The sequence below is a fragment of the Actinobacillus suis ATCC 33415 genome, from assembly GCF_000739435.1.
In the GTDB taxonomy this organism is placed as follows: Bacteria; Pseudomonadota; Gammaproteobacteria; order Enterobacterales; family Pasteurellaceae; genus Actinobacillus; species Actinobacillus suis.
In genome coordinates this window covers 334,864-354,537 of record NZ_CP009159.1, presented here as the reverse complement: position 1 = coordinate 354,537, position 19,674 = coordinate 334,864, and the positions used below count along the sequence as shown (strand labels likewise).

Below are 19,674 nucleotides of genomic sequence, written 5' to 3'. Positions count from 1 at the left end.
GAGGAAATTATCATGATACTGCCAAATTACTTCCAAGATCCGAATATACTCCACGTAAATACTGTTGATCATCATGCTTATTTTATTCCGCATAAACAAAATGAAACCGCATTAAGTGGTAAACGTGAGCAATCCGATTACTTTACCCTGCTCAATGGTCAATGGGATTTTAATTACTTCCAAAGCTATCATGACCTACCGGATAATTTCCTTGATGTTGCGTTTGAACATAAAATTCCGGTACCGGCAAATTGGCAAAATCACGGCTTCGATCATCATCACTATACGAATATTAACTACCCGTTCCCGTTTGATCCACCATTTGTACCGCATCAAACTCCATGTGGCGTGTATCATCGTACTCTGCAACTTACTCCGAAAAGCAATAAGCGTTATTTGCTCAATTTTGAAGGCGTGGACTCTTGTTTATTTGTTTACGTGAATAAACAGTTTATCGGCTATAGCCAAATCAGCCACAACACCTCCGAATTTGATGTTAGCGATTATTTACAAGTCGGCACCAACCATTTAACCGTAGTGGTATTGAAATGGTGTGACGGTAGCTATTTAGAAGACCAAGACAAATTCAGAATGTCGGGCATTTTCCGTGATGTCTATTTGCTTGAGCGTGAACAAAATTATCTGCAAGATTTCTTTATTCAATATGAATTGGATGGTGAATTACGTCACGCAAATCTGAAAGTGGAAACGCTTTTTAGCCGCCAACCGCAAGCGATTGAATACCAATTACTCGACCCGAAAGGCTTTACCGTTTTCAATCAAACCGATACGCAGCTTAATATTGATGTCGAAGATATTCAGTTATGGAATGCCGAAAACCCACAACTTTACACCTTAATTTTGCGTACTGCGGAAGAAGTGATTGTGCAAAAAATCGGTTTTAGAAAAGTGGAAATCAAAGACGGCATTTTATTATTTAATCAGCAACCGATTAAATTTAAAGGAGTAAACCGCCACGATAGCGATCCGAAAACCGGTTATGCGATTAGCTACGCACAAGCGCATAAAGATTTACAGCTGATGAAGCAACATAATATCAATGCAATCCGCACCGCCCATTATCCGAATGCGCCTTGGTTTAGCGAATTATGCGATCAATACGGTTTTTATCTGATTGGCGAAAGTGATGTTGAATCGCACGGTGCTTCAATGTTAACGGTCAAAACACCAGAACCGAGTATTTTCTTAAACCATGAAAACGATTTGCAAACCGCACGTATCCGCCAAGATACGATCGATAATTTCTGCTACTTTGCCCGTGATCCGCTGTTCAAAAAAGCGATTTTAGACCGCCAACAAGCCAACGTGGAACGAGATAAAAATCGTACTTCGATTATCATTTGGTCGTTAGGTAATGAATCTGGCTACGGTGCAAACTTTGAAGCGGCAGTAGCATGGATTAAACAACGCGATAAATCTCGTTTAGTCCATTACGAAAGCTCAATTTACCAACATTCTGCCGATAACAATGATCTGTCGAATTTGGATTTTTATAGTGAAATGTATGGCTCAACCGAAGATATCGACCGCTATTGTGCCACTGCGCAAGCCAAACCTTTCGTGTTGTGTGAATACAGCCATGCAATGGGTAACTCAAACGGCGATGCGGAAGATTATTGGCAAGCGTTCCATCGTCATCCGCAATCATGCGGCGGTTTTGTGTGGGAATGGAGTGATCACGCCCCTTACCGTGCTAACGGTCAATTCGGTTACGGCGGTGATTTCGGCGACAGCCCGCACGATGGAAATTTCTGTATGGACGGTTTGGTTTCACCGGATCGTATTCCGCACAGTAACTTATTAGAGCTTAAAAATGTGAATCGCCCTGCACGTGCCGAATTAATCGATAACCAAATTGTGCTCCACAACTATTTGGATTTCACCGATCTTGCTGATTATCTGATGATTGATTATGAATTTGTCGAAAACGGCGTGGTTACAAGCGGTGGAAATTTATCCGTTTCTTGCCAACCGCACAGTAGCGTAGTATTACCGATTGAGTTACCAAAAAATAACGGGCATTTATGGCTATTGAATTTAAATTATCGCTTAAATACCGTGGTTGAATTATTAGACGAAGCACATTCACTTGGTTTCGAGCAGCTCAATTTATTTAGCGAAAATAAATTAGGATTGCCACAATTCACGATTGAGAACAGTACATTTGAAGTACAGGAAGATCGCTTCCACATTAACGTACACAACGGGCAATTTAGTTATCAATTAGATAAACAGAAAGGGATTTTCAGTCGTATTGAAAAAGCCGGTAAAGCGATTATTCAGCAACCGTTAGATTTTAATATCTGGCGTGCGCCGACTGATAATGATCGTCTCATTCGTGAAGCATGGCAAAATGCCGGCTACGATAAAGCCTATACCAGAGCGTATGAAATTCAGTGGCAGCAAAGCGAACAAGCGGTCGAATTTTCAGTAAAATCTGCGATTGTATCGATTTCTCGCGGTCGCATTTTAACACTGGATATTGGTTATCGTATCTTCAATGACGGACAGATTTCGGTGGAAATCAACGCAATCCGCCCAACCGAATTACCGTATTTACCTCGTTTCGGTTTACGTTTCTGGCTTGCTAAAGCGGAAAATACGGTCGAATATTTCGGTTATGGCGAGCAAGAAAGCTATGTGGATAAACACCATTTAGCGAAGTTAGGCATCTACCATACCACGGCAAAACAAAATCATACCGATTATGTTAAACCGCAGGAGAACGGCAGCCATTACGGTTGCGAATATCTCAAATCGGAAAATCTGTTTGTACGTGCAAGCCAACCGTTCAGCTTTAATCTCTCGCCATATACGCAAGAAGAATTAACCGCGAAAAAACATTGCTACGAGCTACAAGAATCCGATTACAGCGTGCTATGTATCGATTACAAAATGAGTGGCATCGGCTCCAACTCTTGCGGCCCGAACTTAAAAGAGCAATACCGTTTAATGGAAAACAAGTTTAGTGTGAGATTTGATTTAGTGGTGGGTTAGTTTAACGACGAAAATAGACTGAAGATGACCTCGTCAATAACAGGTCTGAATTACTCTCTTAACTGGCACTCGACTCCGTCGAGTGCTTTTTTTATATTTTAAATCATGATTAGCCCTATCGAGAGCTATTTCTAACTATAATAAGACAAGCGGTAGGATTTGCAAATTTTTCTGCAAATCCTACCGCTTGTTTTATTTTATGTGGTTGTTAGTGAACGGGTTTATTTCACTTCACGAATCATAATTTCAGACGGAATAACCGAACCTTGCCAGTATAATTCTGAAGCGACTTTTGCCGCTAATTCGATATACGCTTGGCTAGTTTCATGTTCCGGTGCCGCAACAACAGTCGGTGTACCGGCATCCAAATCTTGACGTAAGCGAATGTGTAACGGCATTTGACCTAATACTTGCGTGCCGTATTTTTTCGCCACTTTCTCCGCTCCGCCGGTGCCGAAAATATCTTCATGGTGACCGCAATTTTGGCAAATATGTACACTCATATTTTCAATAACACCTAATACTGGCACCGACACTTTTTGGAACATTGAAATGCCTTTAATTGCATCTAATAACGCAATATCCTGTGGCGTTGTAACTACTACCGCACCGGTTACCGGAATTTGTTGCGAAAGGGTAAGCTGAATATCACCGGTACCCGGCGGCATATCAATCACAAGATAATCCAGCTCAGTCCACCACGTCTCATTCAATAACTGGCTTAGTGCAGAACTTGCCATTGGTCCACGCCAAATGGTGGCATTATCTTCTGCCATTAAATAACCGATTGAGTTTGATTGAATACCGTAAACTTCAATCGGGGTAATGTGTTTGTTGTCCGGAGAAGTAGGACGCTGATCCTGAGCGCCTAACATATGCGGAATTGACGGGCCGTAAATATCCGCATCTAAAATGCCCACTTTTGCGCCTTGCGCTTTTAATGCTAATGCAAGATTTACTGAGGTGGTCGATTTACCTACACCGCCTTTGCCTGAAGTAACCGCAATAATATTTTTTACACCATTTACTGCCGGATGGTTATTGGCACGTTTTAAGGTTGCAATTTGGTAATTTAAGATCCATTTTACCTCATTTACACCGGTAACTTGTTTGAGTTTTGCTTCTGTTTCCGCTTTCAATGCTTCAAAACCGCTATTCCAAGCAAACGGCATGGTAAATTCCAAACGCAAAATGCCTGCGCCTAATTCCGCTTTTTTAAACGCATTCAATGCGATTAAGTCTTTTTGCAAGGTAGGGTGAGTGAAATTTTGTAAGATAAATTTAATTTCACTTAATTGCTGTTCGTTAAGTTGATTCATCGATTAATCCTTGGGCTTCATTCGATATAAATGTTTACTATAAATTACTTCGCTATCGTTATGTAGATCAATACCTAAAATGGTGGAGTCTAACGCAACTTTGCGATGATATTGGAACATAGGCAAAATCGCTACATCTTGCTCTAATTGCTGAACAATACTCTGAATAAGTTGTTGGCGCTGCTCTTCCGATAATTTCTCGTTCTGCAATTGTTCTAACTGTTTATCCACCATGGCATTAGCATAATTGCTCTTATTATCCGGACTTTTTGAGTGGAAATGTAATAAGAACGGTAGCGGATCCGCATACTCGGCACACCAACCGGAACGGCTTAATTGAAACGCTTTTTGCTCTCTTAATGCCAAAAATTGTTCCCAGCTTACCCCTTGCGGCTGGATCTGTAATAGATCAGACTCTCCTAAAGTACGTACCATTTGGTTTGCAATCACGCTGTGTCTGCCATGATCATCATACAGCAGCGTAAGTTTTAGCGGATTCTGCACGTTAATTCCGGCTTGAGCTAATAATGGTTCAACCACTACCGGCGCCCATTGACGAGTCACAGAAGCCTGCATATTCCTTGGTAATACAGAGAAATTAGCCACGCCGTATAAATGTGGAATACGTGCAGAAAGCACGATTGCTTTCAACGCTTGGCGTACTTCTTTTTTCTTCAATTGCGGATCGGCAAAATTAAACTCATAGTAATAAGTACATAAGCGAGGGAATTCCCAAATATTATGCTGCTGACTCTGCAATGGATTTTCAATCACATCAAATTGCTTAATTGCTTGCAAATCGCTGATCGCATAATGCTCCACTTTCGCAAAATCCAAGCCGTTTTTAACCGCTTGTAATTTCGCAGATCTATCACTCATTTCCGCAATATGATAAGCGCCGCTCGTGGCCAAAGTATTAAGTTTCGGCGCTTCACCTTTAAAAGTTGGCAATAAAGCGGAATGTCCTAACATTTTCACTAATTGCGCATTTGGCTTAGTTAGCTTAATCTGTAAGCTATGCGAATTTAACGCTTTTATACCTAATTCGCTAACCGGCTTTTTCCCTTCAGCAATTTCTTTAGCATTTTCTATCCCCATATAAGTTAGGTAAGGTGCAAGAGGAGCAACGTTTTTAGGATCAGCTAAACGCTGCCAGCTAGCTACAAAATCATCTGCCGTTACGCTTTCACCATTTGACCATTTAGCACTGTCATCAAGAATGAATAGCCAATCTTTATTATTTTCACTAAACCAATTTTTTGCGAGAGCCGGAACAACCACTCCTTTTTCATTAAACTCAACCAAACCAGCAAAAATATCTCGAGCAAACGCAGCTTCATCTGCCGTTTGGATAAAGTGAGTATCTAGCCTCAAACGCTCTGCATACACAGCACGCTTCAATATACTTCGATCACGAATTGGCATTTCCGGTGATTTTGTTTGTACGACTTGTGGTTGCTTACTTTTTTGATCGCAGGCAGACAGTAACCCAGCACCTACTGTGCAAATTGCAAAAAATCGCAAAAATTTGACCGCTTGTTTAAGAAAAAGCATCTGTATAATCCTATTAATGAATAGCTGTTAAACCCGGAAATAGATTACTTAAACCCGCCACAATAATTTCAATACCTAATGCCATCAAAATCAATCCCATAATACGGGTTACAACATTAGAACCTGTTTTACCTAATTTTTTCACTAAAGGGGCTGAAAAACGGAATAATACGTAACATACTGCAGCAAATGCAGCTATTGCTACGCTGAATCCGACATAATCCACCCAATGATTATAACGCGTTCCCCACACAATCGTCGAACCGATAGCACCCGGTCCCGCCATAATCGGCATAGCCAACGGTACAACGGCGATATTTTCGTATTCGCTTACATCAGCATTTTTCTCTTCTTTATTTTGTTTATGTTCGCCTAACTTACCGCTAATCATCGTCATCGCAATGCTCACAATCAAGAAGCCGCCCGCTACACGGAAAGAATCAAGTGAAATACTGAAAGCATCTAAAATCAGTTTTCCGAAAAATAAACTGACTAATAAAATGACACCGATAGAAACTGCCGTCACTAGGCTTGTATGATTACGCTCCGCCTCGTATTGATGGCTTGTCATACTAAAGAAAATCGGTAATGAACCAAACGGGTTCACAATCGCAAATAAACCGATAAAAAATTGAAGATAAATGGCAAAATTAATGACTATTTCCACACAAACCTACTTTTACATAACAGCTAAATTAACATTATATCGGGGATACGATCCTGTGACAAAATAAAAACGCCTAAAACTCAATGTTCTAGGCGTTTATAACAATAGCTAATTTAAATTAATGTGATGCTGATCCTAGTTGTTCCATAAAATCTGCATTTACTTCAATGGAAGCTTTCGCACGTAAATCTTTTAACAAATCATTACGTAATAGTAATTGATCTGCTTGGCTAAATTGCGCCGCAAGCGGTTTAAACTCTTCCGAACTTCCATCAATCACTTTATCTAAAGCAACAATTACCACATTGCCTTGCTCATCACGAGCGACACTATAAGTCGCTTTATCGGCCGATTTTGGCATAGCAAACACAGTTTGCGCTAATACCGGTTGTTGTCCTTGCGCTTGCGCATACACTAATGTTTGTGCCGCACCAAACTGAACATCTGCCGCTTGATCGCTTTCCAACGCTTTAATTGTTTCTTGCGCTTTAGCGATTAATGCTTGCTCAGCTTTTTGCCGTTTCACTGCAACTTCAACATCCGTCTTTGCTTCGTCTAAGGTTTTTACGCGCTCAGCTTGATAATCGCTTACACGGACGAACATTGTCTTCGGATTATGTTCATCACCAACATCTAATGCATCAGAGTTTTGACCGCTTTGACGTAATTCGCCACTAAATAATGCTTTTAATACTTTCTCATTATTTAATTCAGCCGGCACATTTTGTTGGGTAAATTGCGCTGTTTTTTGAATCGCTCCCCCCCCCGCTTGAGCAACGCTTTCTAATGAACCGTTATTCTCAAACGCTTTATTTGCCATTTCACGCGCTAAACTTGAATATTCGGTTAATAACAATTCATTACGAATCGTTTTCGCGATATTGTCTTTTACTTGTTCAAGTGGAATCGCTTGCTCATTTTTACGCGCCAGCACTTTAATAATATGATAAGCACCATCAACATTTACCGCTTGGCTAACTGCGCCGACTTGTAAGCCATTCGCAGCCTCTTCAAATGCTTTCGGGAAAGTTCCTGCTTTCGCCCAACCTAAATCGCCGCCTTGTGCCGCCGATAATTTGTCAGTTGATTTTGCCTTAGCCAATGCAGCAAAATCCGCACCGCCGGCAAGCTGTTGCTCAAGTGCTTTCGCTTCCGCTTCATTTGCTACTTGAATGTGGGCGATATGAGACTCACCACGAGTAACATAATCCGCTTTATTTTTTTCATAATATGTTGCAATTTGTTCATCTGTAATTTGAACATTTTTTGCCACATTTTCCGGTGTTAAGGTCACATACTCAACAGCCAGTTTTTCCGGCTCAACAAATGCGTTTTTATGCGCATCATAATAAGCCTGTAATTCTTCACCTGAAGCGGTCTGATTTTGCGCTTCAGCTGCAACTGAATAATTTGCTAAACGAACCTGGCGTTTTTGCAGTAATAATTTAGCTAATAATTCTTGTTCTGCCGGTACGGAAAAATGACTGCCAATAATCCCTTCTTGGATTTGAGAAAATAACATTCCTTCATTTACGATCGCGGCATAACCGTCAGCACTTAAACCGTTATTACGTAATGCTTGTTGATATAATTGATTATTGAATTTTCCGTCTTGTTGGAATGTCGGACTATTTACAATTTCTGATTTGATTTGTTCCGCACTGATACCTAATTTGAGGTTCTGAGCATATTGACGCAGAAGTTCATCATCAATTAAGCCATTTAAGATAGACTGGTTGAATTGCGCCGCATATTCCGGCGTATCTAATAAATCCCAAAAGCGCTCGCCCATTTGCGTATTTAAAATATTTTGTTGGCGACTTTTTGCAGCATTGAATGCTTGTTGCTCAATAGCCGTACCGTTTACTTTAGCGGCTGAAGTATCTACGCCCGCTAAGCCGGTACCGATCCCGGTAATAACGAAAGATAAAGAGACTAACGCAAAAATGATTTTAAAGACGGGACCATTTGTCCGTTCATGCATTTTTTCGATCATTGATAGATTCCTAATTATTAAGTTTAATGCAAAAAATTGTGTCGATTATACTGTAAAGTGAGCAATTCTCAAATCTGAAATTCGTCACTTTTTTACAAATTTATTGGTAAATTTACGCACAAATCAGACCGCTTGCAGCCCTCTAAGTTCGCCTTTTCCCTTTACATTAATACGGAAAATTGTTTTAATTTCACTCTTTCATCAGCCTATGTCTGGCTTTCTCATTTCTTATATTCATATCGACAGGATTACCTATGGGCATTTACGCATATATTTGCTTCCTCTCGGCGCTGTCTATTTTGCTCGGATTCATTACAAGTAAAATTAGCGCAAAAGTACAATCAACCATTGCTATTACAGCCGCAGCTATGGTTTGTTCATTACTCGTTTGGGTTTTAGGCTCACTAGGTTGGTTTAATATCGACACCATTGCCAAAGAAGTGATGGAACAAATCGACTTCAAGAGCTTTTTACTTAACGGTATTCTTGGTTTCTTGCTTTTTGCCGGATCACTTGGGGTAAAACTGCCGATTTTAAAAGATCAAAAATGGGAAATTACCACCTTTGCCTTATTTTCTACCCTCGCCTCAACTTTCTTTATCGCCAGTTTAATTTGGGGTGTCGCTCATCTGATCGGCTTACCGATTGATTTTATTTATTGCGTTGTCTTCGGCTCGCTTATTTCACCAACCGACCCGATTGCCGTATTAGCAATTATCAAAAATTTACGCGCACCAAAGCGCTTATCTATGCAAGTTGAAGGCGAATCATTATTTAATGACGGTGTGGGTTTGGTTATTTTCGTCACAGTCTTTGCTGTTGCTTTCGGCGGGCAAGAAGCCACTTTCTCCGGTATTATGGGATTGTTTATGCATGAAGCTATCGGCGGTATTTTATTCGGTTTCGTGCTCGGTTTTATTGCACACATCTTAATTTCCTCGACCGATGACGGTTCGATGGAGATGTTGATCACCCTTACAATTCCTACTGCCGGCTTTATGTTCGCTAGTAATATTTTGCACGTATCAGGCGCATTAGCGATGGTGGTTTCCGGCATTATGATTGGTAACTGGACACGCCGTTCAGGCTTCTCAGAACAAAGCCAACGTTATCTTGACCACTTCTGGGAAATGATCGACCACTTCCTTAACTCACTGTTGTTCTTTTTAATTGGTTTTGCTTTGCTATTAGTTGATTTCAATATCTACGGTGTTATTTTAATGATTGTGGCCATTCCGGTTTGCTTAGCTGCACGTTATCTCAGTTTATGGATTCCGTTCAAAGCGATGCAGCAATTCCGTACCTATAACCCTTATACTTTAAAAATTATGACATGGGGCGGTTTACGCGGTGGGCTTGCGCTAGCAATGGCGCTAGCAATTCCAAGTAAAGTGGCATTTGCCGGCGAAGTAGATGTAAAAGATTTAATTCTGGTGATGACCTATGCCGTGGTGATGTTTTCAATTTTAGTGCAAGGTTCAACCGTGGAACCTATGATTCGCAAATCTAAAACGGTCGATCCGAACAGAGAGGAATATTTACAACCAAGCGGTCATTCTTCGCATTAATTTTGCAAATTTTAGTTGAAATTTGACCGCTTTATCTTTAGAATTCGGGCTTCCTGTCCTCGCTGAGTTAGAGATCGGCGAAGGATGTATTATCAACCCTTAACAAAAAAGGATATTAAAATGTCTCTAAGCGTAGAAGCAAAAGCAAAAATCGTTGCTGAATTTGGTCGTGATGCAAAAGACACTGGTTCATCAGAAGTTCAAATCGCATTATTAACAGCTCAAATCAACCACTTACAAGCACACTTTGCTGCGCACAAAAAAGATCACCACGGTCGTCGCGGTTTATTACGTATGGTTTCACGTCGTCGTAAATTATTAGACTACTTAAAACGTACTGATCTTGCTAAATATTCAGAAACTATCGCACGTTTAGGTTTACGTCGCTAATTTCGAATTGAAATCAGAAGAGCCGAGCTATTTAGCTCGGTTTTTTTATATAACTTTTATTTTTAAGGAAAGTATCTCAATGGCATTTAGCTCATTATTTACACTATTAGATGACATTGCTGCTGTGCTTGATGATGTATCAGTCATGACCAAAGTTGCGGCAAAGAAAACTGCCGGCGTAATCGGGGACGATTTAGCGCTGAACGCAAATCAAGTAAGCGGGAAAAATATTAGTCCGGATCGAGAATTACCTATCGTTTGGAGTGTGGCAAAAGGCTCACTGATTAATAAAGTTATTTTGATTCCGCTTGCGCTACTTCTTTCTATCTATTTACCACAGGCAATTCTCCCGCTTTTAATGATTGGCGGTGCATACTTATGTTTTGAAGGTGTAGAGAAGTTATTACATAAATTCCTCCACAAAAAAGATGAATATCATACCGTTTCAGAAGAAGAACAAATTTCAGAAAAAGATAAAATTAAAGGCGCAGTGCGTACCGATTTTATCTTATCAGCAGAAATTATTATCATCGCATTAGGTGTATTACAAGAATCTTCAACGATGATCAAAATTCTTTCTCTTTCAAGTATCGGGATCGGAATCACTGTTTTTGTATACGGTTTGGTTGGATTAATTGTAAAACTGGATGATATCGGTTTATGGTTAATGCAGAAGAAAAGCGGCTTATCGCAATCTATCGGTAAAGCTCTACTTGTGATTATGCCGTGGTTTATGAAATCACTTTCAGTTATCGGTACGATTGCCATGTTCTTAGTTGGTGGCGGCATTTTCTCACATAATATTGCCGAAATTCATCACTTTGTCGAACATTTAGGTATTCCTGCACAATTCGCAAGCCTCGTTGATTTTGTGGTAGGTATTATTATCGGTTCAATTTGCTGCCTCATTATTTTACCGTTAATGAAAGTATTTACTAAAAAGCACTAATTAACCTCAACAAAAAAGCCGCTTATCTCTCGATAAACGGCTTTTTCTATATAATACATTAAGCTGATTTTTCAGCTAATGCTGTTGTCACTTCCTGAGTATCAGCTTTCTTATCCATACTCACTTGCTTCAGATTAATCTCACGAATCTTATTCGCTAACACAGTATCATGTGTTTGTTCTGCAACATGCAATGCCATGATACGGTCATTTGCAACGCATTCACGGTGTTCGATTAGTTGAGCAAAATAGGCTTTCGCCTTTTCAAACAAACCTTCACGAGTATAGATATAGCCTAATGCTCTTGCATAATCATCTGCATATTGCTCGTTGGCTTTATCTGCTCTTTTCACAAGCACTTTAACCAGTTTACTATCTTCCGCCACTTGCAAGCGTGTAAGCTGTTCGAAGAGTGGTACTAGCTGCTCATCTTCATATTTTTTCAGTGTTTCAAGCGCAATTTCTTGTGCAGAATCGTGATCATCCGTATCAATTAAACGTTTAATCAAACCGATACGCACGTAGATAGATTTACGACGGCGACTCGGTTGGTTTTCCCACCACGTCAATAAACCGTCTTGACCTTCTTCATTCATTTTCTCATCTAATAGGCCGTCATCAACAAAATGTTCTAATGCGGTATATTCTTCTGCTGATAAGAAACTACGCTGACCAATACTTTCTAAAATCGTATCCAACGCATTATAGGCTTTTGAATCTTTGTAAATTTGAATCGCTAAACGCAACACTTCCGTATTACGCGGCGCTAACTCAATTAAACTGTCAATCGCACTACGAGCCGCCGGCAATTTACCTTGTTGCATTAGAATTTTTGCACGAGCTAATTCAACGGCAACGTTATTCGTACCTGCTAATTCCCCAGCTTCAATTAAATATTTATTAGCACTGAAATCATCGCCTCGTTGCTGAGCAGCTTCAGCCGCTTTAAGTAAATTTAATACCGGCTCATCAGCGTGTTTCGCATTCTTGCTAAATAATTTTTCAGCTTTCGAATAATCGCCCTCGCTCATTTTCATTAACCCTTCGAGAGTTTCCTGCTGAGCTTTTTTATGTTTACGATTAAAGAACCAATTATATGAACCTTTACTTAAACGGCAGAAACGGCTTACCACCCATTCCACCGTATAAACCACCGCCATTGCAATGACAAAAAAGACAACAAGCATAACTAAGCTCATTTCGATCACTTTACTTGCTGTTTCAATCCGCACATAACCTTGGCTACCGGCCATATAAGGACCGGCAATTAGCCCCGCCAAAAGCAGAAGCATTAAGAAAAGAACTCTAAACATAGACAATTATCTCCTATTTTGCCGCAGGTTGTTGTGCCGGTTGCTGTTCTACAGACTGTTCCTGCTTATTTTCAGCCGGTTTTTCTTCTACCGAAATAGCTTTTTGTTCTTCCATCGGAGCGGGATTTGTTAGCTCTTTCTCAGCTTTAATTTCGATTTTATCAACCGTTTGAGGCGCTTTATTCAATAATTGTTCCAGTAATTCTAAACTTTGTAAACGAGTCGGCGCATCAACATAAACCGATTGTTCCGCTAATTCATCTAATTCTTTTAAGAAACTTTTTACATTTTCATTTTGCGTATCAAAGTAACTACGAATCCATGTACTCACAGCATCTAATGATTTTTTATATAATTCATTTTGTTGACGAGGCACGGCTAAAATCGCAATTTGTAAACGTAAACGAATATTCTCTCGTAAATAAATTTCCTGATTTGGTGCAACAAACGCTTTTTCATCCGCTGTATTGCGATCACTTACACGAATAAAGTGATCTAAGAATGAATCAACACTTTTCTCAATATTTTGTTGCCAATCTTGAATCGAATCACTCACTTCTCCACTCGCCATAGCCGGCTCTTCCGCTGATTCATTTGCCAACATTGGTAAATCATCCAAATTATTCGCAAGAGTGGTCAAATGCTGCATAATGCTATTTTGATCTACGTTGTTTACATTCGCCAATTGAGCTAAATCATTCTTAATTGCGGCACGAATGTTATCAACCTGACCATTAGCCACTTGTGCTAACACAGCATCCGCTTCTTGTAAAAGGCTTTTAGTCGTATCAATATCATTATCAAGCACTAACTTGCGTAAAGCATTATTGAGAAGAAAATCAGCATCAGATAATTTCCAAACAACCGAGTCCGACTGCGGCATACCACTCACTTTTTGGAGTTGAGTTTGTAGATTCGTAATTTGAGAACTATACGATAACTGCTCTTGCTCCAATTGAGTAATTCGCTCCAATGCTTTTTGATAATTTTCCGTTAACTCGGTCAACTGAGCCTTCTCCGCTTCAAAAGTCGGAATATCACCTAACGCTTCTACCGGTTTTCCGGAAAGCTGGGCGATTTGTTGCTCAACCTCATTAAATTTTTTATTTGCCATATAGTGGCCTGCGCCACCTACAGCCATTGCAACTAATAAGGCCAGAAAAGCAATTCCTTTTCCACCAGATTTTTGAACAATAACCGTTTTCTCTTCCACTTTTGAACCCACTTTGACATCCTCTTTATCCGTATCGGAAGCGGTTAATTTTTCCGAATCTTTTGCAAATTCTTCTGCTGAATCGACCGCTTTATCTACTGTGGAAGCAGCTGTTTCCACAGTTTCTTCCACTTGCTCAATAACCTGTTTATCTTTTGACATACGCCCACCTTAGTTCGACTTTTCGATCACATTCAATACGGTTTCCAGCAAACTGTTATTGTCTGCTTTTTCAGAGAGAATCACGTTATTCTGCTCCCATCCCAATTTATATGCCATTTTTGCAATGCGTTGACTAACAACAATTAAACGGCATTCTGATAACCATACGCGGTCTTCTTCTGCTGTTTGCTCATATAAAGTTGTTAAAATATCCCCACTTGTGACAACTATCGTATCGACACCGACACGTTTACACAAGCTGATTTTTTCAGCAACGTTTTCTTCGACATATTTTCTGCGATAACATTCCAAATATTGAACGTCCGCACCTCGAGAAACTGCGGTTTCCGCCAGTAAATCACGCCCAGTTTCCGCTCGTAGTATCAATAAATTCTTACCATTGAGATCTTGCATTTCATCTAATAACAACAACCCCTCACTATTTTCCGAAATAATCGGATAACGCACTGGCTGTTCGCTACGAGATGAAAAATACTGTGCCGATTGCTGACCTACCGCAAAATAATTTAAGTCAGAACGATAATGAAAACCTGTTTGTTCCAACGTTTCCGAAGCGAAATCAATTGCTTGTTTAGAAACGGCAAATACATAATCACCAGTATTTAACCGAGCCATAACTGAAGGCAACTGAGGAAGTTCTGTCCCTGCTTCAATTGTAAATAGCGGCTGATGAATCGCAAAAATTTGATGCTGATTCAGCATCTCAACTAATTCCTGCCCTCGATGATCGGGGCGAGTAATTAACACATTCATATTATTCGTCTTTATATACTTCTGCGAGAATTTTATCTGCACCTTGTGCTAGAAGCTGTTCGGCAACAGAGATTCCAAGCTGTTCAGCATCTTCTATATCAGCTACGCCTGAAGCTCGAATAATAGTTGAGCCGTCAAGTGCACCAACCAACGCATTTAAGGTAATTTCATTCCCATTTAGCGTTGCAAAGCCACCAATTGGCACTTGGCATCCACCTTGCAAACGGGTGTTCATCGCTCGCTCCGCCATAACACAACAAGCGGTCGGATTATGATTTAAACTTGCAAGATAATTTAACACTCGCTCATCATTTACACGTGTTTCAATTCCCACCGCCCCTTGTCCGGCAGCTGGTAAAGATTGTTCCACCGCAATAAAGCTACGAATACGTTCAGGCATACCTAAGCGAATTAATCCAGCCGATGCCAAAATAATCGCATCATATTCACCATTATCCAATTTAGATAAACGCGTTCCAACATTACCACGCAAAGATTTCACTTCCAAATGCGGATATTTTGCCATTAATTGACACTGGCGGCGTAAACTGGATGTACCTACAACAGCGCCGGCTGGCAATTCATCTAAATTTTGATATTTATTTGAAACAAACGCATCACGCGGATCTTCTCGCTCACAAATTACCGCCAAACCTAAACCTTCCGGAAATGTCATCGGCACATCTTTCATCGAATGCACCGCAATATCCGCACGGTTTTCTAAAAGCGCTAATTCTAATTCTTTAACAAACAAGCCCTTGCCACCGATTTTAGCCAATGGCGTATCTAAAATAATATCGCCTTTGGTTACCATGGTGACTAATTCAACCAGGAGTTCCGGAAAACGTTTTTCTAATTCCTTTTTCACAAAATTAGCTTGCCATAGCGCTAACGGGCTTTGGCGTGTTGCAATACGTAAAATATCTTTCATAGGTAATTTCACAACTTTATTCTATTTATATAAGTAGTGTTATCCTACCATTAATTGCCCGAACTTCCAAAATTTCTGTGCAAAGTTAACACACTGTTAACGGTGTGTTTTTTATTCGTTTCCAATAAATTTCACGCTATTTTATTTTTGATTCAAATCAAAAATACTTCTAAAGAGTTATTATTTTAAATGAAATTTACAGACATTTAGGCAATAATTTCATCAGTTAAAAAAATTTAAAATTTGAAACTTTAGAGGAACCAAACTATGGCTAACAATGCAAAAAATGCACAACCATATGACGCTCAAGCAGAAGTAAATGTACTTGTTGAAAAAGGTTTAAAAGCATTAGACGAATTCCGTCAGCTTAACCAAGAACAAGTGGATTATATCGTAGCGAAAGCCTCTGTGGCGGCACTGGATAAACATGGCATACTCGCAATGCATGCTTATGAAGAAACAGGTCGAGGTGTATTTGAGGATAAAGCAACTAAAAACTTATTTGCCTGTGAATATGTCGTCAATAATATGCGTCATTTAAAAACAGCCGGCGTAATTAGTGAAGATGATGTAACCGGTATTACCGAAATTGCTGATCCTGTCGGTGTTGTATGTGGTATCACGCCAACAACTAACCCAACCTCAACAACCATTTTCAAAGCGTTAATCGCTCTTAAAACTCGTAACCCAATCGTTTTTGCTTTCCACCCTTCTGCACAAAAATCTTCAGCTCATGCAGCGCAAATTGTTCGTGATGCAGCAGTTGCTGCCGGCGCACCGGAAAATTGCGTACAATGGATTGAAACCCCGTCAATGGAAGGTACTTCAGCATTAATGAAACACCCTGGCATCGCAACCATTCTTGCAACAGGTGGTAATGCTATGGTTGAAGCGGCATATTCTTGCGGTAAACCAGCATTAGGCGTAGGGGCAGGTAACGTACCGGCTTATGTTGAAAAAACAGCAAAATTAGAACAAGCCGTTTATGACATTGTAATGTCAAAATCTTTTGACAACGGTATGATTTGTGCATCTGAACAAGCAGCAATTGTCGATAAAGAAATTTATGCCGATTTCGTTAAAGAAATGCAATCTTACGGCGTATATCTCGTAAATAAAAAAGAAAAAGCACTATTAGAAAAATTCATTTTCGGTGTGGATAAAGCAAAAGATGAAAACTGTGCCGGTGCAAAACTAAATGCGGCGGTAGTAGGTAAACCGGCTGCATGGATTGCCGAACAAGCAGGCTTCAGCGTGCCACCAAAAACGAATATCCTACTTGCAGAATGCGCTTTTGTTGGAGAAGGTGAGCCGCTTACTCGTGAAAAATTATCACCAGTACTTGCATTATTAAAATCAAACTCAACCGAACATGGTTTAGAGCTTTCTGAAGCGATGGTGAATTTCCATGGTTTAGGGCACTCAGCGGCAATTCACACACAAAATGCCGAATTAGCTAGAACATTCGGTGAACGTGTTAAAGCAATTCGTGTGATTTGGAACTCACCGTCAACATTCGGTGGTATCGGCGATGTATATAACTCATTCCTACCGTCCCTCACATTAGGTTGTGGCTCTTACGGTAAAAACTCTGTAAGTAACAACGTAAGTGCAGTGAACTTAATTAATATTAAACGTGTGGGCAGACGGAGAAACAATATGCAATGGTTTAAAGTTCCATCAAAAATCTACTTTGAGCGCGATTCAATCCAATATCTCAAATCAATGAAAAATGCTGAAAAAGTGATGATCGTCACCGACCGCTCAATGGTAGATCTTGGCTTTGTAGATAGAATTACTGATCAGTTACGTCAACGTCGTAATAAAGTGATGATTCAGCTATTTACCGATGTTGAACCAAACCCAAGTTTACAAACCGTACAACGTGGTACAGAGCTAATGCGCAGCTTCCAACCGGATACTATTATTGCATTAGGTGGCGGTTCACCAATGGATGCGGCAAAAGTAATGTGGTTATTCTATGAACAACCGGAAGTGGATTTCCGTGATTTAGTCCAAAAATTTATGGATATCCGTAAACGTGCGTTCAAATTCCCACAATTAGGTCGTAAAGCAAAATTTGTCGGTATTCCAACCACATCTGGTACAGGTTCTGAAGTAACACCGTTTGCAGTAATTACTGACGGCGATATTAAATATCCTTTAGCAGACTACTCATTAACCCCAACCGTTGCAATTGTTGACCCTGCATTAGTAATGTCAGTACCGGCTCACGTTGCAGCAGATACAGGTTTAGACGTATTAACTCACGCAACAGAAGCTTATACTTCAATTCTTGCCAACGACTACACCGACGGTTTAGCGTTACAAGCAATTAAACTGGTATTTGAAAACTTAGAAAAATCCGTGAAAGAATTTGATGAAGTCGCTCGTGAAAAAATGCACAACGCCTCAACCATGGCAGGTATGGCATTTGCGAATGCATTCTTAGGTATTTGTCACTCAATGGCGCACAAAATCGGTGGTAAATTCCACACGATTCATGGTCGTACCAATGCGATTTTATTGCCACACGTGATTCGTTATAACGGTACTCGCCCAACGAAAGTGGCAACTTGGCCGAAATACACAAACTATGTTGCGGATAAACGCTTCCAAGACATTGCACGTATTTTAGGTTTACCAGCAGCAACTCCGGAAGAAGCGGTGGAATCCTATGCAAAAGCCGTACACGACTTAGCGGTACGTTGTGGCGTGAAAATGTCTTTACGTGAGCAAGGTATTGATGAACAAGAGTTCTTAGCAGCACGTCGTGAGCTTGCATTAAATGCCTTTGAAGACCAATGTACTCCAGCAAACCCACGTCTTGCAATGGTAGAAGATATGGAAGAGCTAATGACTAAAGCTTACTACGGTAAATAAGTTCACCAAATTCCTTATTATGATTGATTGATAAATGAACGAAGGGCTAACAAAAGTTAGCCCTTTTCTTTTGCTTAAAACAAGCGGTCAAATTTCAGCTATTTTTTGCAAATTTTCAGCGAAATTTAACCGCTTGTCACTAAGCCTTTAGCAGCTTATCAATCACTCGACTTACCGCAAAAAAGCCGAAGGTTGCCGTAACCATTGTTACCGCACCAAAACCGTTGGCACAGTTCATTGTTGCCGATACTTCACAGCCCTCTCCCATTTTCGGGAAAATGAGCGGTTGCGTTGAGAATACGCAGTCAATGCCAAACTTACGTTTTGGGTTTTGACTAAAATTGTATTCCTTACGCAATAACGAACGCACTTTTGAGGCGAGCGGATCCTGAATCGTTTTACTTAAATCGGTAATTTGAATCTGAGTCGGATCGGTCTGGCCGCCTGCGCCACCAGTAGTAATCATTCTGATTTTATTACGCTTACAGTAAGCGATGAGTGCCGCTTTGGTTTTCACCGAATCAATTGCATCAATCACATAATCATAACCACGATTCAGATATTCGGGGATATTCTCCGATGTGATGAAATCATCAATAATTTCCACCACACATTCGGGATTAATCCGCTCAATACGTTCTTTCATCACTTCGGTTTTTAACTGAGCAACCGTACCGGTCATCGCATGAATTTGGCGGTTGATATTAGTCACGCAAATATCGTCCATATCAATCATAGTGATTTTGCCAATTCCAGAACGAGCAAGCGCTTCCACCGCCCACGAACCAACACCGCCAATCCCAATCACACAAATATGCGCTTGGCGTAATTTCGCTAAGCCTTCCGGCGTATAAAGTCGCCCAATTCCACCAAAACGTTGTTCATAATTATCAATTCTTGTCATATACTATCCAAAAAATTTCAACTAAATAGGCTTT

At 40.2% G+C, this 19,674-nt stretch carries 14 protein-coding genes; 5 read left to right on the top strand and 9 right to left on the bottom strand.

The features are described from left to right. Positions 1 to 12: 12 nt before the first annotated feature. Positions 13 to 3,018 carry a glycoside hydrolase family 2 TIM barrel-domain containing protein gene (locus ASU1_RS01630; RefSeq protein WP_014991121.1) on the top strand — a complete coding sequence of 1,002 codons (3,006 nt, stop codon included), beginning with the start codon at positions 13 to 15 and terminating at the stop codon, positions 3,016 to 3,018. 221 nt (positions 3,019 to 3,239) lie between these two features. Here ASU1_RS01630 and apbC read toward each other — a convergent pair whose 3' ends face one another. The 4 genes from apbC to ASU1_RS01610 form a co-directional block, all read right to left on the bottom strand. Beyond that, on the bottom strand, positions 3,240 to 4,337 hold the full coding sequence (apbC, locus tag ASU1_RS01625; RefSeq protein WP_014991120.1) for an iron-sulfur cluster carrier protein ApbC: 1,098 nt from the start codon (positions 4,335 to 4,337) through the stop codon (positions 3,240 to 3,242). Positions 4,338 to 4,340: 3 nt separating this feature from the next. After that, complete coding sequence (locus tag ASU1_RS01620; protein WP_014991119.1) at positions 4,341 to 5,891, bottom strand: peptide ABC transporter substrate-binding protein; 1,551 nt, start codon at positions 5,889 to 5,891, stop codon at positions 4,341 to 4,343. A gap of 13 nt (positions 5,892 to 5,904) precedes the next feature. Then, entirely contained in the window at positions 5,905 to 6,558 is a 654-nt protein-coding gene (locus ASU1_RS01615; protein WP_039194890.1) for a YchE family NAAT transporter, read from the bottom strand. Between the two features lie 118 nt (positions 6,559 to 6,676). Then, positions 6,677 to 8,554 carry a SurA N-terminal domain-containing protein gene (locus tag ASU1_RS01610; RefSeq protein ID WP_014991117.1) on the bottom strand — a complete coding sequence of 626 codons (1,878 nt, stop codon included), beginning with the start codon at positions 8,552 to 8,554 and terminating at the stop codon, positions 6,677 to 6,679. Positions 8,555 to 8,808: 254 nt separating this feature from the next. On the opposite strand from ASU1_RS01610, the gene ASU1_RS01605 reads away from it, so the two are divergent. The 3 genes from ASU1_RS01605 (at position 8,809) to ASU1_RS01595 (ending at position 11,461) form a co-directional block, all read left to right on the top strand. Continuing rightward, positions 8,809 to 10,122: a cation:proton antiporter gene (locus ASU1_RS01605; protein ID WP_014991116.1), complete on the top strand. Its 1,314-nt coding sequence runs from the start codon at positions 8,809 to 8,811 to the stop codon at positions 10,120 to 10,122. Between the two features lie 120 nt (positions 10,123 to 10,242). Next, entirely contained in the window at positions 10,243 to 10,512 is a 270-nt protein-coding gene (gene rpsO, locus ASU1_RS01600; protein ID WP_014991115.1) for a 30S ribosomal protein S15, read from the top strand. Positions 10,513 to 10,591: 79 nt separating this feature from the next. Further along, the gene (locus ASU1_RS01595; RefSeq protein WP_014991114.1) at positions 10,592 to 11,461 is read left to right on the top strand and encodes a DUF808 domain-containing protein; all 870 of its coding nucleotides are present in this window, start codon (positions 10,592 to 10,594) and stop codon (positions 11,459 to 11,461) included. Positions 11,462 to 11,519: 58 nt separating this feature from the next. Here ASU1_RS01595 and ASU1_RS01590 read toward each other — a convergent pair whose 3' ends face one another. The 4 genes from ASU1_RS01590 to hemC are packed head-to-tail and all read right to left on the bottom strand — an operon-like array spanning position 11,520 to position 15,853. Continuing rightward, complete coding sequence (locus ASU1_RS01590; RefSeq protein ID WP_014991113.1) at positions 11,520 to 12,773, bottom strand: heme biosynthesis protein HemY; 1,254 nt, start codon at positions 12,771 to 12,773, stop codon at positions 11,520 to 11,522. 13 nt (positions 12,774 to 12,786) lie between these two features. Then, positions 12,787 to 14,148 (bottom strand): uroporphyrinogen-III C-methyltransferase, encoded by a 1,362-nt coding sequence (locus tag ASU1_RS01585; RefSeq protein WP_014991112.1) that lies wholly within the window; start codon positions 14,146 to 14,148, stop codon positions 12,787 to 12,789. Between the two features lie 9 nt (positions 14,149 to 14,157). Beyond that, positions 14,158 to 14,922: a uroporphyrinogen-III synthase gene (locus ASU1_RS01580; protein ID WP_014991111.1), complete on the bottom strand. Its 765-nt coding sequence runs from the start codon at positions 14,920 to 14,922 to the stop codon at positions 14,158 to 14,160. A 1-nt stretch (position 14,923) separates the two neighbouring features. Next, a complete protein-coding gene (gene hemC / locus ASU1_RS01575; RefSeq protein WP_014991110.1) occupies positions 14,924 to 15,853 on the bottom strand; it encodes a hydroxymethylbilane synthase in 930 nt (309 codons plus the stop codon). 267 nt (positions 15,854 to 16,120) lie between these two features. Between hemC and adhE the strand changes: the two genes are divergently transcribed. Continuing rightward, on the top strand, positions 16,121 to 18,736 hold the full coding sequence (adhE, locus tag ASU1_RS01570) for a bifunctional acetaldehyde-CoA/alcohol dehydrogenase (protein WP_039194887.1): 2,616 nt from the start codon (positions 16,121 to 16,123) through the stop codon (positions 18,734 to 18,736). A gap of 139 nt (positions 18,737 to 18,875) precedes the next feature. On the opposite strand, the gene tcdA is transcribed toward adhE, so the two are convergent. Next, complete coding sequence (gene tcdA, locus ASU1_RS01565) at positions 18,876 to 19,640, bottom strand: tRNA cyclic N6-threonylcarbamoyladenosine(37) synthase TcdA (RefSeq protein WP_014991108.1); 765 nt, start codon at positions 19,638 to 19,640, stop codon at positions 18,876 to 18,878. Positions 19,641 to 19,674: the final 34 nt, after the last annotated feature.

Bases quoted from the DNA above. Each gene is read 5' to 3' on its own strand.
- tcdA (WP_014991108.1), bottom strand. From the start codon at position 19,640: ATGACAAGAATTGATAATTATGAACAACGTTTTGGTGGAATTGGGCGA.
- apbC (WP_014991120.1), bottom strand. From the start codon at position 4,337: ATGAATCAACTTAACGAACAGCAATTAAGTGAAATTAAATTTATCTTA.
- ASU1_RS01605 (WP_014991116.1), top strand. From the start codon at position 8,809: ATGGGCATTTACGCATATATTTGCTTCCTCTCGGCGCTGTCTATTTTG.
- ASU1_RS01620 (WP_014991119.1), bottom strand. From the start codon at position 5,891: ATGCTTTTTCTTAAACAAGCGGTCAAATTTTTGCGATTTTTTGCAATT.
- rpsO (WP_014991115.1), top strand. From the start codon at position 10,243: ATGTCTCTAAGCGTAGAAGCAAAAGCAAAAATCGTTGCTGAATTTGGT.
- adhE (WP_039194887.1), top strand. From the start codon at position 16,121: ATGGCTAACAATGCAAAAAATGCACAACCATATGACGCTCAAGCAGAA.
- ASU1_RS01595 (WP_014991114.1), top strand. From the start codon at position 10,592: ATGGCATTTAGCTCATTATTTACACTATTAGATGACATTGCTGCTGTG.
- ASU1_RS01580 (WP_014991111.1), bottom strand. From the start codon at position 14,922: ATGAATGTGTTAATTACTCGCCCCGATCATCGAGGGCAGGAATTAGTT.
- ASU1_RS01610 (WP_014991117.1), bottom strand. From the start codon at position 8,554: ATGATCGAAAAAATGCATGAACGGACAAATGGTCCCGTCTTTAAAATC.
- hemC (WP_014991110.1), bottom strand. From the start codon at position 15,853: ATGAAAGATATTTTACGTATTGCAACACGCCAAAGCCCGTTAGCGCTA.
- ASU1_RS01585 (WP_014991112.1), bottom strand. From the start codon at position 14,148: ATGTCAAAAGATAAACAGGTTATTGAGCAAGTGGAAGAAACTGTGGAA.
- ASU1_RS01590 (WP_014991113.1), bottom strand. From the start codon at position 12,773: ATGTTTAGAGTTCTTTTCTTAATGCTTCTGCTTTTGGCGGGGCTAATT.
- ASU1_RS01630 (WP_014991121.1), top strand. From the start codon at position 13: ATGATACTGCCAAATTACTTCCAAGATCCGAATATACTCCACGTAAAT.